This window comes from Stenotrophomonas sp. 96582_Sma (assembly GCF_056480905.1).
On record NZ_CM151122.1, the window covers coordinates 4,112,097 to 4,128,785 of the forward strand.

Annotated in this window: 14 protein-coding genes; 11 read left to right on the top strand and 3 right to left on the bottom strand. The window is 67.4% G+C overall.

Going from position 1 to position 16,689, the window contains the following annotated elements; translation table 11 throughout:
- Positions 1-165: 165 nt before the first annotated feature.
- The 9 genes from ilvC to leuB all read left to right on the top strand — a co-directional run bounded on the left by ilvC (position 166) and on the right by leuB (position 9,820).
- A complete protein-coding gene (gene ilvC, locus ACZK2R_RS19215) occupies positions 166-1,140 on the top strand; it encodes a ketol-acid reductoisomerase (protein WP_032130453.1) in 975 nt (324 codons plus the stop codon).
- A gap of 39 nt (positions 1,141-1,179) precedes the next feature.
- Positions 1,180-2,916 carry an acetolactate synthase 2 catalytic subunit gene (gene ilvG / locus ACZK2R_RS19220; protein WP_180838218.1) on the top strand — a complete coding sequence of 579 codons (1,737 nt, stop codon included), beginning with the start codon at positions 1,180-1,182 and terminating at the stop codon, positions 2,914-2,916.
- Complete coding sequence (locus tag ACZK2R_RS19225) at positions 2,900-3,151, top strand: ACT domain-containing protein (RefSeq protein WP_014038403.1); 252 nt, start codon at positions 2,900-2,902, stop codon at positions 3,149-3,151. The genes ilvG and ACZK2R_RS19225 overlap by 17 nt, the downstream gene beginning before the upstream one ends.
- Before the next feature lie 96 nt (positions 3,152-3,247).
- A complete protein-coding gene (locus ACZK2R_RS19230) occupies positions 3,248-4,339 on the top strand; it encodes a threonine dehydratase (RefSeq protein WP_032130451.1) in 1,092 nt (363 codons plus the stop codon).
- Positions 4,336-5,922 carry a 2-isopropylmalate synthase gene (locus ACZK2R_RS19235; protein ID WP_032130450.1) on the top strand — a complete coding sequence of 529 codons (1,587 nt, stop codon included), beginning with the start codon at positions 4,336-4,338 and terminating at the stop codon, positions 5,920-5,922. Before ACZK2R_RS19230 ends, ACZK2R_RS19235 begins: the two co-directional genes overlap by 4 nt.
- A gap of 10 nt (positions 5,923-5,932) precedes the next feature.
- On the top strand, positions 5,933-6,712 hold the full coding sequence (locus ACZK2R_RS19240; RefSeq protein ID WP_180838219.1) for a class I SAM-dependent methyltransferase: 780 nt from the start codon (positions 5,933-5,935) through the stop codon (positions 6,710-6,712).
- A gap of 60 nt (positions 6,713-6,772) precedes the next feature.
- Positions 6,773-8,191: a 3-isopropylmalate dehydratase large subunit gene (leuC, locus tag ACZK2R_RS19245; RefSeq protein ID WP_180838220.1), complete on the top strand. Its 1,419-nt coding sequence runs from the start codon at positions 6,773-6,775 to the stop codon at positions 8,189-8,191.
- Positions 8,191-8,769, top strand: a complete 579-nt coding sequence (gene leuD, locus ACZK2R_RS19250) for a 3-isopropylmalate dehydratase small subunit (RefSeq protein ID WP_180838221.1) — start codon at positions 8,191-8,193, stop codon at positions 8,767-8,769. Before leuC ends, leuD begins: the two co-directional genes overlap by 1 nt.
- Positions 8,759-9,820 carry a 3-isopropylmalate dehydrogenase gene (gene leuB, locus ACZK2R_RS19255; RefSeq protein WP_180838222.1) on the top strand — a complete coding sequence of 354 codons (1,062 nt, stop codon included), beginning with the start codon at positions 8,759-8,761 and terminating at the stop codon, positions 9,818-9,820. The genes leuD and leuB overlap by 11 nt, the downstream gene beginning before the upstream one ends.
- A 269-nt stretch (positions 9,821-10,089) precedes the next feature.
- On the opposite strand, the gene ACZK2R_RS19260 is transcribed toward leuB, so the two are convergent.
- Positions 10,090-10,863 carry an SDR family oxidoreductase gene (locus ACZK2R_RS19260; RefSeq protein WP_180838223.1) on the bottom strand — a complete coding sequence of 258 codons (774 nt, stop codon included), beginning with the start codon at positions 10,861-10,863 and terminating at the stop codon, positions 10,090-10,092.
- 115 nt (positions 10,864-10,978) lie between these two features.
- On the opposite strand from ACZK2R_RS19260, the gene ACZK2R_RS19265 reads away from it, so the two are divergent.
- Together ACZK2R_RS19265 and ACZK2R_RS19270 are read left to right on the top strand one after the other, a co-directional pair.
- Positions 10,979-11,884 (top strand): LysR family transcriptional regulator, encoded by a 906-nt coding sequence (locus ACZK2R_RS19265; RefSeq protein WP_180838224.1) that lies wholly within the window; start codon positions 10,979-10,981, stop codon positions 11,882-11,884.
- A gap of 131 nt (positions 11,885-12,015) precedes the next feature.
- A complete protein-coding gene (locus ACZK2R_RS19270) occupies positions 12,016-12,147 on the top strand; it encodes a hypothetical protein (RefSeq protein WP_478487530.1) in 132 nt (43 codons plus the stop codon).
- 158 nt (positions 12,148-12,305) lie between these two features.
- On the opposite strand, the gene ACZK2R_RS19275 is transcribed toward ACZK2R_RS19270, so the two are convergent.
- Positions 12,306-15,467: an efflux RND transporter permease subunit gene (locus ACZK2R_RS19275; protein ID WP_180838225.1), complete on the bottom strand. Its 3,162-nt coding sequence runs from the start codon at positions 15,465-15,467 to the stop codon at positions 12,306-12,308.
- A 4-nt stretch (positions 15,468-15,471) separates the two neighbouring features.
- Entirely contained in the window at positions 15,472-16,602 is a 1,131-nt protein-coding gene (locus ACZK2R_RS19280) for an efflux RND transporter periplasmic adaptor subunit (protein ID WP_032129094.1), read from the bottom strand.
- Between the last annotated feature and the right edge of the window lie 87 nt (positions 16,603-16,689).

A 16,689-nucleotide genomic window follows, 5' to 3' on the forward strand; every position in this document is an offset into this window, starting at 1 on the left:
GCACAACGCCGATCGCACAACCCGGACCTGCACCACCGCGACGCCTCGTGGTGGCTGTGCCTGTGCAACGCGCGGCGCCTCCTCCACCGCTTTCCCCTGACCGGCCGGCACGTCACCTCGACGACCGGCCGTTCTTTTTTCTTCCCACCGCAAGGAACCTCCCCCATGAGCACCAACGACCTGCCCCAGACCAAGATCGCCGTCATCGGCTACGGCAGCCAGGGCCGCGCCCACGCGCTGAACCTGCGTGAATCCGGCTTCGATGTGGTGGTAGGCCTGCGTCCGGGCGGCCCGACCGAAGCCAAGGCGCAGGCCGATGGCTTCACCGTGATCGCGCCCGCTGAAGCGGTGAAAGACGCCGACCTGGTCGCCGTGCTGACCCCGGACATGGTGCAGAAGAAGCTCTACAACGACGTGCTGGCGCCGAACATGAAGCAGGGCGCCTGCCTGCTGTTCGCGCATGGCCTGAACGTGCACTACGGCATGATCGAGCCGCGCGCCGACCTGGACGTGGTGCTGGTTGCGCCGAAGGGCCCGGGTGCGCTGGTGCGTCGTGAGTATGAGATCGGGCGCGGCGTACCGTGCATCTGGGCGGTCTACCAGGATGTCAGCGGCAAGGCTGCGCAGCACGCGCAGGCCTATGCGGCCGGCCTCGGCGGCGCTCGCGCCAACCTGATCCAGACCACCTTCAAGGAAGAGACCGAGACCGATCTGTTCGGCGAGCAGGCGGTGCTGTGCGGCGGTGCCTCGGCACTGGTGCAGGCCGGTTTCGAAACCCTGGTCGAAGCCGGTTACCAGCCGGAGATCGCCTATTACGAAGTGCTGCACGAACTGAAGCTGATCGTGGACCTGTTCTACGAAGGCGGCATCTCGCGCATGCTGGAGTTCATCTCCGAGACCGCGCAGTACGGCGACTACGTCAGCGGCCCGCGGGTGATCGACGCCGGCACCAAGGCGCGCATGAAGGAAGTGCTGAAGGACATCCAGGACGGCACCTTCACCAAGAACTGGGTGGCCGAGTACGAAGCGGGCCTGCCGAACTACAACAGGTTCAAGCAGGCCGACCTGGAGCACCCGATCGAGAAGGTAGGCAAGGAACTGCGCGCCAAGATGGTCTGGTTGCAAGGACAGGCCGCGTAACCGCGCGGCCCTCCCCCACCCGCTTTGCAAGGTTCCCCCATGAACTCTTCGACACATCGCAGCGCGCCGCCCAACGGCGCGCGCTGGCTGACCCAGGCGCTGGAGGCCGAAGGCGTCCGCACGCTGTTCGGCTATCCCGGTGGCACCATCATGCCGTTCTACGACGCGCTGGTGGATTCGTCGCTGAAGCACATCCTGGTACGCCATGAGCAGGGCGCGGCGCTGGCCGCCAACGGTTTTGCCCGCGCCAGCAACCAGGTGGGTGTCTGCGTGGCCACCTCCGGCCCGGGCGCCTCCAACCTGGTGACCGGCATTGCCGATGCGATGCTGGATTCGGTACCGATGGTCTGCATCACCGGTCAGGTCGGCACGCCGCTGCTGGGCACCGACGCCTTCCAGGAACTGGATGTGTTCGGCCTGACGATGCCGATCGTCAAGCACAGCTGGCTGGTGCGCAGCGTCGATGACCTGCCGCGCGTGGTCGCCGATGCATTCCGGATCGCCCGCGAAGGCCGGCCCGGCCCGGTGCTGATCGACCTGCCCAAGGACGTGCAGCTGGCCGATGCCAGTCATCTGCCAGCGCACGTGCCGAGCAACATCGAGCCGCCGCCTGCGCCGGCCGAAGCGGCCATCGCCGAGGCCATCGCCGCACTGGCAGCCGCCGAAAAGCCGGTGGTCTACGCCGGTGGTGGCATCGCGCTGGGCGACGCGGTGCAGGACCTGCGCGACTTCGTCGAGGCCAGTGCCATCCCCACGGTGATGACCCTGCGTGGGCTGGGCGCGTTGCCGGCCAACCACCCGCAGTCGCTGGGCATGCTGGGCATGCATGGTACCCGCGCGGCCAACATGGCGGTGCAGGAAAGCGACCTGCTGCTGGTGCTGGGTGCGCGCTTCGATGACCGTGCCACCGGCAAGCTGGCCGAGTTCGCACCGTTCGCCCGCGTCGTTCACATCGACGCCGACGCCTACGAGATCTCCAAGCTGCGCAGCGCCGACGTCGCCGTGCCCGGCAACGTCAGCCATGCCATCCGCGCCCTGCGTGCGGCCTTCCCCTCCCCCAAGGCCCACCAGGACGCATGGCGCAAGCGCTGTGCACAGCATCGTGATCGTTTCGCTGCGCGTTACGACGCCCCCGGCCAGCATATCTACGCCCCGGCGCTGCTGAAGCGCCTGAGCGAGCTGGCACCGGCCGATGCAGTGATCGCCTGCGATGTCGGCCAGCACCAGATGTGGGTCGCCCAGCACTGCCGTTTCAACCACCCGCGCAATCATCTGACCAGTGGCGCGCTGGGCACCATGGGCTTTGGCCTCCCGGCCGCGATGGGTGCGCAGTTCGCCTGCCCCGATCGCACCGTGGTGCTGGTCTCCGGCGACGGCAGCTTCATGATGAACGTGCAGGAGCTGGCCACCATCGCGCGTTGCCGCCTGCCGGTGAAGATCGTGCTGCTGGACAACAGTTCGCTGGGCATGGTGCGGCAGTGGCAGGAGCTGTTCTTCGCCGAGCGTTACAGCGAGATCGACCTGTCCGACAACCCGGACTTCGTGGCACTGGCGCAGGTGTTCGGCATCGCCGCCACCCGCATCGACAACCGCGACGACGTGGAAGGCGGCCTGGCCGCACTGCTGGCCGAACCAGGCCCGGCGCTGCTGCACGTGGCCATCGATGCACGCGCCAACGTGTGGCCGCTGGTGCCGCCGAACACTGCCAACAGCACGATGCTGGAAAGCAATCCCGCCCACGCCCGCCAGGAGACCCCCAATGCAATACCGGCTTGACCTGGTGCTGCACCCGGCCGAAGGCGCGCTGCTGCGCGTGATCGGCATGGCCGAACGCCGTGGCTTCGCGCCGCGTGCGATCAGTGGTGCGCCGGTGGCCGCCGACGATGGCCGCTGGCACCTGCAGCTGGTGGTGGATGGCCAGCGTCCGGCGGAAACGCTGTGCCGGCAGATCGAGAAGATCTACGACTGTGTGTCCGTGCAGGTCACCGCCGTGGAAGGAGCATCCGTATGAACACCCGTACCGTAGCGACCACGGTGCCGGTACGGAGGCGTCTTCTTCGCCGCCCGCGCCCGCATGCGGCGGTCTTCTGCACTGCGCTGGTGGCCCATGCCGGCCGCTGACACCAGCCAGGAAAGCGATGTCGGTGACGTAAGCGTCGCCGACGTACTGGCGGCGCAGGCTCGTCTGCGCCGCTTCCTGCCGCCCACCCCGCTGCACCATGCCGAGCGCTTCGGCACTTGGCTGAAGCTGGAAAACCTGCAGCGCACCGGCTCCTACAAGGTACGCGGTGCATTGAACGCGCTGCTGGCCGGCCGCGAGCGCGGCGACACCCGGCCGGTGATCTGCGCCTCGGCCGGCAACCATGCCCAGGGCGTGGCGTGGGCGGCCTACCGCCTGGACGTGCCGGCCATCACCGTGATGCCGCACGGCGCACCGGCCACCAAGATCGCCGGCGTCGCCCACTGGGGCGCGACCGTGCGCCAGCACGGCACCAGCTATGACGAGGCCTACGCCTTCGCGGTCGAACTGGCACAACGCCACGGCTACCGCTTCCTGTCCGCGTTCGACGATGCCGATGTGATCGCCGGCCAGGGCACGGTCGGCATCGAGCTGGCCGCACACGCGCCGGACGTGGTGATCGTGCCGATCGGCGGCGGCGGGCTGGCCTCCGGCGTTGCGTTGGCACTGAAATCGCAGGGCGTCCGCGTCGTTGGCGCGCAGGTGGAAGGCGTCGATTCGATGGCCCGCGCGATCCGCGGTGACGTGCGCGAGATCGCCCCCGTTGCTTCGCTGGCCGACGGCGTGCGGGTGAAGATTCCCGGCTTCCTGACCCGCCGCCTGTGCACCTCGCTGCTGGACGACGTGGTGATCGTGCGCGAAGCCGAACTGCGCGAAACCCTGGTCCGCCTGGCACTGGAAGAACACATCATCGCCGAGGGTGCCGGTGCGCTGGCGCTGGCCGCCGGCCGCCGCGTCGCCGGCCGCCGCAAGTGCGCGGTGGTCTCCGGCGGCAACATCGATGCCGGCGTCCTCGCCGGCCTGCTCACCGACATCCGCCCGCGCCCGCCACGCAAACCACGGCGACGGCGCAGCGAAACACCGCGCTCGCCCGCCAAGGCCAGCGCCATCGCTTCCCCCACCTCTTCCCCTTCCCCCCTGCAAGCCGTCGCACCCGCTGTCGAGGAGATTTCCCTGTGACCACCATCGAACGAATTACCACCCCGCGCATCCGCATCTTCGACACCACCCTGCGTGACGGCGAGCAGTCCCCCGGCTGCAGCATGAGCCCGCCGCAGAAGCTGGTGATGGCGCGTGCGCTGGACGAACTGGGCGTGGACATCATCGAGACCGGCTTCCCGGCCAGCTCGCAGTCCGACCGTGAGGCGATGGCACTGATCGGCCGCGAACTGCGCCGCCCGAGCCTGACCCTGGCGGTGCTGTCGCGCTGCCTGCAGGCCGACATCGAAACCTCCGCACGTGCGCTGGAGGCCGCTGCCAACCCGCGCCTGCACGTGTTCCTGTCGACCAGCCCGCTGCACCGCGAGCACAAGCTGCGGATGACCCGCGAGCAGGTACTGGAGTCGGTACGCAAGCACGTATCGCTGGCCCGGTCCTATATCGACGATGTCGAATTCTCGGCCGAGGATGCCACCCGCACCGAGCTGGACTACCTGATCGAAGTCGCGCGCGTGGCCATCGCTGCCGGCGCCACCACCATCAACCTGCCCGACACCGTCGGCTTCACCACGCCGGAAGAGATCCGCGCGATGTTCCAGCAGGTCATCGCCGGCGTCGCCGACGTGCCGAATGCCGCCAATGTGATCTTCAGCGCGCACTGCCACAACGACCTGGGCCTGGCCGTGGCCAACTCGCTGGCCGCCATCGAAGGCGGTGCACGCCAGGTCGAGTGCACCATCAACGGCATCGGCGAGCGCGCCGGCAACTGCTCGCTGGAAGAGATCGCGATGGTGCTGAAGGTGCGCCAGGCCTTCTACGAACAGGACAGCTCGATCAACACCCCGCGCATCGTCGGCACCTCACAGCTGCTGCAGCGCCTGGTCGGCATGCCGGTACAGCGCAACAAGGCCATCGTCGGTGCCAATGCCTTCGCCCACGAATCGGGCATCCACCAGCACGGCATGCTGCGTCATCGCGGCACCTACGAAATCATGCGTCCGGAAGACGTGGGCTGGGAGGATTCGCAGATGGTGCTGGGCCGCCACAGTGGCCGCGCCGCCGTCGAAGCACGCCTGCGTGCGCTGGGCTTCTGGCTGGACGAAGACGAACTGAAGCTGGTATTCGAGCAGTTCAAGGGCCTGTGCGAACAGCAGCGCGTAGTCACCGATGCCGACCTGCAGACGCTGATGCAGGGCGGCTCCAACGCGCAGGGCTATCGCCTGGCGTCGATGACCATCAGCGACGTCGGCAGCCGCGCCAATGCGCTGGTGGAACTGTCCGACCCGGACGGCAACCGCGTGGCCGAGACCGCGCAGGGCGATGGCCCGGTCGATGCGCTGTTCGGCGCGCTGTCGGCCGCTACCGGCGTGCAGCTGATGCTGGACAGCTACCACGTGCACAGCGTCGGCATCGGCGCCGATGCGCGCGGCGAAGCCAATCTGAGCGTGCGCCACGAGGGCGTGGAGTACGACGGCACCGGCACCAGCAAGGACATCATCGAAGCCTCTGCGCTGGCCTGGCTGGATGTGGCCAACCGCCTGCTGCGCCAGCGCCAGGCTGCCGCCCACAGCAACACCGACGTTGCCACCCCCGCCACCGCCTGAGGACCCCGCCATGAGCGCCTTCGACACCCCCACCCCCACCAGCGCCGCTGGCCAGCAGTGGAACGCCCAGGATTATGCGATCGACGCCGGCTTCGTGCCGCTGCTCGGCGGCGCGGTATCGCGCCTGCTCGACCCGCGCGCCGGTGAACGCATCCTCGACCTGGGCTGTGGCGATGGCGTGCTCAGCACTGAGCTGGCGCTCAGCGGCGCACACATCCACGGCGTGGATGCCTCGCCGGAGCTGGTGATCGCCGCGCGTGCGCGCGGCGTCGATGCGCAGGTGATGGATGGCCACGCGCTGTCGTTCGACAGTGAGTTCGATGCGGTATTCAGCAACGCAGCGCTGCATTGGATGAGCAACCCCGACCGGGTGATGGAAGGTGTGCGCCGCGCCCTGCGCCCCGGTGGCCGCTTCGTTGCCGAGTTCGGCGGCCATGGCAACGTGGCCACGATCATTGCCGCGGTGCAGGCCGCACGCGTGGCCCATGGCCACGGCGCCAGCGCATTCCAGTGGTACTTCCCCACTGCCGATGCCTACGCCGACCGCCTGCGCCAGCATGGCTTCCAGGTGCAGCTGATCGAGTGCACGCCGCGACCGACCGCACTGCCGACCGGCGTGGCCGGCTGGCTGCGGGTATTCGCCACACCGCTGCTGGATGACCTGCCAGCCGAGGCACGCGCCACCGTGCGCGAGGCCGCCACCGTTCTGCTGGCCGAGCTGCCGCGCAACGCCGGCGGTCAGCCGCTGGCCGACTACGTGCGGCTGCGGGTGCTTGCCCGTCGCCGCTGACTTGACCTTTTCGCTATCTTTCCTGATGTCCGCACCTTCGTACTTCTGCCAGGCACACGCATGACTTCCGCACCCCGCACCCTGTACGACAAACTGTGGGACGCCCACGTGGTGGTTCCCGAATCCGACAGCGCGCCCGCCGTGCTGTACATCGACCTGCACCTGATCCACGAGGTGACCTCGCCGCAGGCGTTCACCGAACTGCGCGAGCGCGGCCTGTCGCCGCGCCGCCCGGATCGCACCAAGGCGACGATGGACCACTCCACGCCGACCCTGCCGGCTGCCGCCGATGGCACGCTGCCCTATGCCAGCGCGGCGTCCGAGGCACAGGTCGCCACGCTGGCACGCAACTGCGCAGAGCACGGCATCGAACTGTTCGACATGGCTTCGGACAACCGCGGCATCGTCCACGTGATCGCGCCCGAGCAGGGCTTCACCCAGCCCGGCATGACCATCGTCTGCGGCGACAGCCACACCTCCACCCATGGTGCGTTCGGTTCGCTGGCGTTCGGCATCGGTACCAGCGAGGTCGGCCACGTGCTGGCCACGCAATGCCTGCTGCAGCGCAAGGCGAAGACCTTCGCGATCACCGTTGATGGGCCGCTGGCACCCGGCGTTGGCGCCAAGGACGTGGTCCTGCACATCATCGGCGTGATCGGCGTCAATGGTGGCACCGGCCACGTGATCGAGTTCCGTGGCAGCACCATCGAAGCGATGGACATGGAACAGCGCATGACCCTGTGCAACATGTCGATCGAGGCCGGCGCACGCGCCGGTATGGTGGCCCCGGACCAGGTCACCTTCGACTTCGTCGCCGCTACACCGCGCGGGCCCAAGGGCGCCGATTTCGATGCTGCCGTGGCGCGCTGGCAGCAGCTGCGCAGCGATGACGGCGCGCATTTCGACAGCGAAGTGCACATCGACGCTGCCGACATCCGCCCGACCCTGACCTGGGGCACCCATCCGGGCACCGCGATCGCAGTGGATGCGCCGATTCCGGCAGCCAACGATGCCGCCGCACAGAAGGGCCTGGACTACATGCACTTCCAGGCAGGCAGGGCGCTGGCGGGTACGCCGGTGGACGTGGTGTTCGTCGGCTCGTGCACCAATGGGCGCCTGAGCGACATGCGCGAAGTGGCGCAGGTGCTGCGCGGTCGTCGCGTCGCTGACCGGGTACGCATGCTGGTGGTGCCGGGCTCGGAGATCGTCAAGCGCGAGGCCGAGGCCGAAGGCATCCATGAGATCGTGCGCGCGGCCGGTGCTGAGTGGCGCGAGCCGGGCTGCTCGATGTGCATCGCCATGAACGGCGATCTGGTCGCGCCCGGCCAGCTGGCCGTGAGCACCAGCAACCGCAATTTCGAAGGCCGCCAGGGCCCCGGTTCGCGCACGCTGTTGGCCTCGCCAATGAGCGCGGCATGGGCCGCAGTGAACGGGCACGTTGCCGATACCCGCGAACTGTTCGCACAGGAGGTGGCGTGATGAGCGGATTCCGTACCCTGACCTCGGCCAGCGTGGTGCTGCGCCAGACCAACATCGATACCGACCAGATCATTCCCGCACGGTTCCTGTCCACCACCGAGCGCGCCGGCCTGGGCCGCAATGCGTTCAATGACTGGCGCTGGCAGGCCGATGGTTCGCCGGTCGCCGACTTCGCCTTCAACCAGCCGCACAACGCCGGCCGCAGCATCCTGCTGGCCGGCCGCAACTTCGGCTGCGGTTCCTCGCGCGAGCATGCGCCGTGGGCACTGACCGACCTGGGCCTGCGCGCCATCGTCAGCAGCGAGATCGCCGACATCTTCCGCGGCAACTCGCTGAAGAACGGCCTGCTGCCGATCGTGCTGGATGAGGCCGATGTGCAGGCGCTGATGCAGCGCCCGGATGATGAGCTGACCATCGACGTGGCCGCGCGCGAACTGCGCACCCCGGATGGCCGTATCTATCCCTTCCCGCTGGATGGCTTCTCGCAGACCTGCCTGCTGGAAGGTGTCGACCAGTTGGGGTATCTGTTGGGCCGTGTCCCTGAAATCGAACGCTACGAGAGTGAGCATGCACGCTGAAATTGTTGTCCTGCCCGGTGATGGCATTGGCCCGGAAGTGGCCGCCGCGGCAGTCGCCGTCCTGAAGGCCGTCGCCGAACGCTTCAACCACACCTTCACCTTCAGCGAGCACGACATCGGTGGCGTCGCCATCGATCGCCATGGCGAGCCATTGCCCGCCTCTACGTTGACCGCCTGCCAGGCCGCCAACGCCGTGCTGCTGGGTGCGGTCGGCGGCCCGAAGTGGTCCGACCCGAATGCCAAGGTGCGCCCGGAGCAGGGTCTGCTGGCGATCCGCAAGGCGCTGGGCCTGTACGCCAACCTGCGCCCGGTGCGCACCCATGAAGCCGCGCTGCACGCCTCGCCGATCAAGGCCGAGCTGCTGCAGGGCGTGGACTTCGTGGTGGTGCGCGAGCTGACCGGTGGCATCTATTTCGGCGACAAGACCCGCGACGCCGACAGCGCCAGCGATCTGTGCCGCTACACCGTGGCCGAGATCGAGCGCGTACTGCGCAGCGCGTTCCGTCTGGCGCAGCAGCGTCGCGGCAAGGTCACCTCGGTGGACAAGGCCAATGTGCTGGAAACCTCGCGCCTGTGGCGTGACGTGGCCGCGCGCATCGGCCGCGAGGAGTTCCCGGACGTTGCGCTGGAGCACCAGCTGGTCGATTCAATGGCGATGCACCTGCTGGCCAAGCCGCGCGAGTACGACGTGATCGTCACCGAGAACATGTTCGGCGACATCCTCACCGATGAGGCGTCGATGCTGGCCGGCTCGCTCGGCCTGCTGCCGTCGGCCTCGCTGGGCGAGCCGGGTGCGGTCGGCATCTACGAACCGATCCACGGTTCGGCCCCGGACATTGCCGGCAAGGGCATCGCCAATCCCTACGCAACGATCTTCAGCGCGGCGATGCTGCTGCGCCATTCGCTGGGGCTGGAAGCGGAAGCCGCTGCGGTGGAAGCGGCGGTGCACGCCGTGCTGGATGATGGTGTGTTCACTGCCGACCTGGCCGCCAAGGGCCAGGCGGTGAGTACCGCCGCTGCGACAGATGCGGTGCTGGCGAAGCTCAACTGATCCGATAGCGCCACGCCATGCGTGGCGCCCCTCCCTTTGGACATTGTGCGCAGCCACCCATGGGGTGGCTCTACTGTAGATCCACGCCATGCGTGGATGGTTCGAACCCCGTGCAGTAGATCCACGCCATGCGTGGATGCAGCCATCCGTGCCAACCAAGGTCGGCACCCACCACCGCAGTAGATCCACGCCATGCGTGGATGCAGCCATCCGTACCAGCCAAGGTCGGCACCCACCACCGCAGTAGGGCCACGCCATGCGTGGCTGCTTTACTTGGTGGTATACCCACCATTGACCAGGATCGTCTGCCCAGTCATCCACCAGCCATCGGTGACCAGGAAGCGGATCCACGGCACGATGTCGGCGATGTCGGTCAGGCCAGTGCGGGTGAGTGCCGACAGTGCCGCCGCGGTCTTGTGATACGCCTGCGCATCGGCACTCTCGGCCGGATAGAAGAACGGCGTGTCCATCGGGCCAGGCCCGATCGCAGTCACCGAGATGCCGCGTTCGCCGAACTCCTTCGACGCCGCACGGGTGAAGTGCTCGACCGGCGCCTTGGTACCGGCATAGCTGGAATAGAACGGCGTGAATGCGCCCAGCAACGAGGTGACCAGGGTGCAGATGCGGCCGCCGTCATTGACGTTTCGACCGGCTTCCTTGAGGAAGAAGAACGCGGACTTCGCATTGACCGCGCTCATCTCGTCGTACTCGGCTTCGCTGATCTCCAGCATCGGCTTCTTCAGCACCTTGCCGACGGTATTGATGGCGATGTCCGGCCGGCCGACTGCAGCCACGGCATCGGCGAACAAGCGCTCCATCGCTGCGGCCGAAGTCAGGTCGCCCTGCAGCGCCACCGCCTTGCTGCCAGCAGCCTGTACGGCGGCGACCGTTGCTTCCGCATCAGCCTGGGTGGCGGCACTGTTGTAGTGGATGACGATGGCCTTGGCGCCCTGGCTGGCAAAGTCGCGGGCCAGCAGCCCGCCCAGGTTCTTGGCACCGCCAGCGATCAGCACGGTCTTGCCCTTGAGGGAATGGTCAGTCATGGCTTGGTCTCGGGGAGGGGCTGCCCGGGATGGCAACCTGCCCTGATGACGATATCGTGCAGAAAATCCGGATAAAGCCCGCTATATTGACTTAACTTTCCAGAGTCAGCGAACAATGGACCGGATCGATCGCTTCCGTATCTTCACCCGGGTGGTGGAGAGCGCCAGCTTCACCCGCGCCGCCGACCAGCTCGGCCTGCCCCGCTCCACCGTCTCGGCAGCCATTGCAGAGCTGGAGCAGCGGCTCGGCACCCGCCTGCTGCAGCGCTCCACACGACGGGTCTCCACCACCCACGACGGCGACGTGTTCCATGCGCGCTGCCTGCGCCTGATCGCCGAAGTCGAAGACGCTGAATCGTTGTTCCGCCAGGATGATGCGCAGCCGATTGGCCTACTGAAGATCGACGTGCCCAGCCGCATCGGCCGACGCATCATCGCCCCCGCCCTGCCGGATTTCTTTGCGCGCTACCCGCAGGTGGAACTGGACCTGGGCATGACCGATCGCGCGGTGAACCTGATCGAGGACGGTTGCGATGCCGTGCTGCGGGTTGGCCACCTGGGCGACTCCAGCCTGGTGGCACGCACGCTGGGCCAGCTCGACTTCGTCAACGTTGCCGCGCCCAGTTACCTGAGTGAGCACGGAGTGCCGCAGCATCCCGCTGATCTACAGCAGCACCGCGCGGTGAACTACGCATCGCCGACCACGGCGCGGGTGGAACCGTGGGAATGGCAGGACGGTGGCCAGCTGCGCACGCTGCCGATGCCTGGCTGGGTACGGGTAAACAGCGCCGAGGCCTCGATCGCGTGCTGCGTGGCGGGGCTCGGCCTGCTGCAGATTCCGCGCTACGACGTGCAGGCCGAACTGCAATCCGGTGCGCTGGTGGAAGTGATGCCACAGCACGTGGCGCAACCGCTGCCGGTGACCCTGTTGCAGCCGCACCGGCAACACCGCGCGCAACGCGTGCGGGTGTTCATCGAATGGCTGCTGCCGGTGCTGCGGAACGGCCTGCAGCTGCAGTAGATCCACGCCATGCGTGGATGCATGCCACGCAGATCAGTAGATCCACGCCATGCGTGGATGACTGAGCCTGGTCCTCCGCAGCCACCCATGGGGTGGCTCTACTGCAGAAACTACCAACCTTGGTGGAAGTGATGCCACAGCACGTGGCGCAACCGCTGCCGGTGACCCTGTTGCAACCGCATCGGCAGCACCGCGCGCAACGCGTGCAGGTGTTCATCGAATGGCTGGTGCCGGTGCTGCGGAACGGCCTGCAGCTGCAGTAGATCCACGCCATGCGTGGATGCACGCATCAGTGCCAACCAAGGTTGGCACCTACCAGGGCCAAGACCCGCTGTGGTAGATCCGCGCCATGCGTGGATGCGTGCATCAGTGCCAACCAAGGTTGGCACCTACCAGGGCAGTGGCCGCCGAACCCGGGGCATTACGCCCCGGATTCGTCCGGCTTGACCCGGAACCACGCCGCGTACAGCGCCGGCAGGAACACCAGGGTCAGCACCGTGCCCACGATCAGGCCACCCATGATCGAGATCGCCATCGAGCCATAGAACGCACTGCGCGAGAGCGGAATCATCGCCAGCACCGCCGCCAGCGCGGTCAGCACGATCGGGCGGAAGCGGCGCACCGTGGCATCGATGATCGAATGCCAGCGGTCATGCCCGGCATCGATGTCCTGCTGGATCTGGTCGATCAGGATCACCGAGTTGCGCATGATCATGCCGGCCAGCGCGATCGTGCCCAGCAGCGCCACGAAGCCGAACGGGGCGCGGAACAGCAGCAGGAACAGGGTCGCACCGATGATGCCCAGCGGCGCGGTCACCAGCACCATCGCCGCACGCGAGAAGCTGCGCAGCTGCAGCATCAGCAGCGTGGCCACCACCACCAGGAACAGCGGCATGCCGGCCTTGATCGAGTTCTGGCCACGTGCCGAATCCTCCACGGTACCGCCGGTTTCCAGCAGGTAGCCATTCGGCAGTTCGGCACGGATGCCATCCAGCGTCGGCAGGATCTGATGCACCACGTCCAGTGGCTGCATGCCATCACTGATGTCGGCGCGCACGGTCACCGTCGGCAGACGGTTACGGTGCCAGATGATGCCATCCTCGAAGCCGTACTCCATCGTCGCCACCTGCGACAGCGTGATGCTGCCGCCGTTGGCGGTCGGCATCGACAGGCTGGACAGCAGCTCCAGCTGGTTGCGTTCATCGGCCGGCCCGCGCAGCAGCATCTCGATCTGGCGGTTGCCTTCGCGATACACGCTCACCGACTGCCCGGCCAGCGAGCTGGACAGGAACTGGCTGACCTGGGCACTGCTCACACCCAGCGCGCGCGCACGCTCCTGGTCGATCACCAACCGCACCACCTTGCTCGGCTCGCTCCAGTCCAGGTTGACGTTCATCACGTGCGGGTTTTCACGCACCTTGGCCTCGACCTGCCGTGCGATCGCCTGCACCTTCTCGATGTGCTCGCCGGAGATGCGCATCTGCACTGGGTAACCGACCGGCGGACCATTCTCCAGGCGGGTGACGCGCATCTGTACGTCCGGGAACTTCGGGATCACCTCATGCAGCAGCCAGTCGCGGGTGCTTTCGCGCGACTTGATGTCCTTGGCCAGCACCACGAACTGGGCGAAGTTGGTGGCCGGCAGCTGCTGGTCCAGCGGCAGGTAGAAGCGTGGCGAACCGGTGCCCACGTAGGACACGTAGTTGGCGATGCCATCGCGGTTGGACAGCAGCTTCTCCAGCTTCTCTGCCTGGGCCTGGGTCGAGCGCAGCGACGCGCCCTCGGCCAGCTCGATGTCCACCATCAGTTCCGGCCGGGTCGAATCCGGGAAGAACTGCTGCGGCACGAAGCGGAACATCATCAGCGAGAACACGAACAGGGCGATGGTCGCGGCGATCACCCACCAGCGGTGGCGCAGGCAGCCATCGAGGAAGCGACGGAAGCTGCGATAGAACGGGCGCTGGTACGGATCATGGTCGTGCCCGTGCTGCGGCGGCGCGATCAGGTTGGCCAGCGCCGGATAGCGGTCGGCCCACTGCTGGCGCTTGGCCAGCCAGCGCGCGGACAGGCTGCCCGGCTTCGGCGGCTGCGGATTGAACAGGTCCGGCAGCATCTTGTCGCCCAGGTACGGGATGAACAGCACCGCCGCGATCCACGACACCACCAGCGCAATGGTCACCACCTGGAACAGCGAGCGGGTGTACTCACCCGTGCTCGATGCCGCCGTGGCGATCGGCAGGAAGCCGGCCGCCGTGATCAGCGTACCGGTCAGCATCGGGAACGCGGTCGACTCCCAGGCGAAACTGGCCGCACGCAGGCGGTCGTAGCCCTGCTCCATCTTGGTGGCCATCATCTCCACCGCGATGATCGCATCGTCCACCAGCAGGCCCAGCGCCAGCACCAGCGCGCCCAGCGAGATCTTGTGCAGGCCGATGTCGAAGTAGTGCATGACGAAGAAGGTCATCGCCAGCACCAGCGGGATGGTCACACCTACCACCAGGCCGGTGCGCAGGCCCAGCGAGAAGAAGCTGACCAGCAAGACGATCACTACGGCTTCGGTCAGCACCTGCACGAACTCGCCGACCGACTCCTCCACCGACTGCGGCTGATCGGACACCTTGCGAAGCTGCATGCCGGCCGGCAGGGTCTTCTGCAGGCGTTCGAACTCTGCATCGAGGTTGGCGCCGAGCTTGAGGATGTCACCGCCATCCTTCATCGCCACCGCCAGGCCGATGGCCTCTTCGCCCATGAAGCGCATCTTCGGCGACGCCGGGTCGGCGAAGCCGCGCTTGACCTCGGCGATGTCGCCCAGGTGCACGGTGCGGTCGCCAGCACGGATCGGGAACTGGCGGATGGCGTCGATGTCGTTGAACTGGCCGGTCACGCGCAGCTGCACGCGGTCGGTGGCGGTCTCGAAGAAGCTGGTGCCGGTGACCGCGTTCTGGTCGGCCAGTGCCTGCTGCACCTGCTGCATCGACACGCCCAGCGTGGCCAGGCGGGTGTTGGACAGCTCGATCCACACCTTCTCGTCCTGCAGGCCGACCAGGTCGATCTTGCCGACGTCGGGCACGCGCTGCAGTTCCAGCTGGATGCGGTCGGCGTAGTCACGCATCACCGCGTAGTCGAAGCCTTTGCCGGTCAGCGCGTAGATGTTGCCGTAGGTGTCGCCGAACTCGTCGTTGAAGAACGGACCGACGATCTCGCGCGGCAGCGTCGCACGGATGTCGCCCACGCGCTTGCGCACCTGGTACCACAGGTCCGGGATCTGCCTGGAACGCAGGCTGTCGCGGGCCATGAAGATGACCTGCGATTCGCCGGGGCGCGAATAGGAGCGGATGAACTCGTACTCGCCGGTGTTCATCAGCGCCTTCTCGATCGGCTCGGTCACCTGCCGCGAGACCTGTTCGGCGGTGGCGCCCGGCCACAGCGTGCGCACCACCATCGCCTTGAAGGTGAACGGCGGATCTTCGGACTGGCCCAGATGCTTGTACGACCACGCACCGATCAGCGCGAACGCCAGCATCGCGAACAGCACCAGGGGTCGGTTGGCCAGCGCCCACTCGGAGAGATTGAAGCGGCGCACCGGCTTACTCCTTGGCCTTGGCGGCAGCGGCCGGCGCGGCCGGCTTCAGCACCGGACGGTTCTGCCGGTCCACGGCGATCACCGGCTGACCGGCACGCAGCAGATGGCCACCAGCAGCAACCACCCAGTCACCTGCGCTCACGCCGGACAGCACCGGCACGGTCTCGCTGCCAAACGCACCGGTGGTGACCGCTGCAGCCTTCAGCGTGCTGTTGGCCGGGTCGACCAGCCACACGCTGGCGGTACCGTTGGCACCGCGCTGCAGCGCGCCCAGCGGCAGCTGCAGGGTGCCGTGGCGGCCGGCGCTGCTGTAGACGCGTGCGCTCTGGCCCAGTTCGACATCGGCCAGCGCATCGGCGGCCAGGCTGACCCGGGTCGCGTAGGTACGTGCCTGCGGATCGGCGGCGGCGGCGATCTCGCGGATCGTGCCCGGCAGGCGCTGGCCAGGACGGTTCCACAGTTCCACCTCGACCGGCTGGCCCACCGCATAGTCGCGGATGGTGGCCTCGGGCAGGTCGATCAGCACTTCGCGCCCGCCATCGGCGGCCAGGTTGAAGATGGTCTGGCCGGCCGACACCACCTGCCCGGCCTCGGCCTCGCGGCTGGCGATCACGCCGTCGGCCGGTGCGCGCAGTTGGGCGTAATCGGCCTGGTTGCGCAGCACATCGAGGTTGGCGCGGGCGGCGTTGGCCTGGCCCTGTGCGGCCTTGAAGGCGGCGGACTGCTGGTCCAGCTGCGAGCGGCTGACCAGTTGCTGGTCGGCCAGCACCTGGTAACGCTTGAGGTCATCGCGGGCACGTACCAGATCGGCTTCGGCCGCAGCCAGCTGCGCCTGCGAGGCGCGGGCCTGCAGCGCGAAGTCGGCCACGTCCAGCTCGGCCAGCACATCGCCCTTCTTGACCCGCTGCCCGGCATCGACATGGCGCTTGACCAGGTTGCCACCGACGCGGAACGACAGCGGGCTTTCCTGCCGGGCACGCACCGTGCCCGGGAACGCCGCCGGGGCCTGCCCGGCCTGTTCGCCGGGGTGAACCACCAGCACCGGTACGGCCGCCTGTGGCGCCTGTTCCTGTCCCGAACAGGCTGCCAGCGCAGCCACCCACACCATACCGCCCATCCAGCGCACGATCTTCATCGGTCAACGTCCTGAAAACGCAGGGTTGCAACTAAGGGAGAGCCGCGACTGCCGGCCCAATTTAATAAACCGGCCGGTATAGTATAA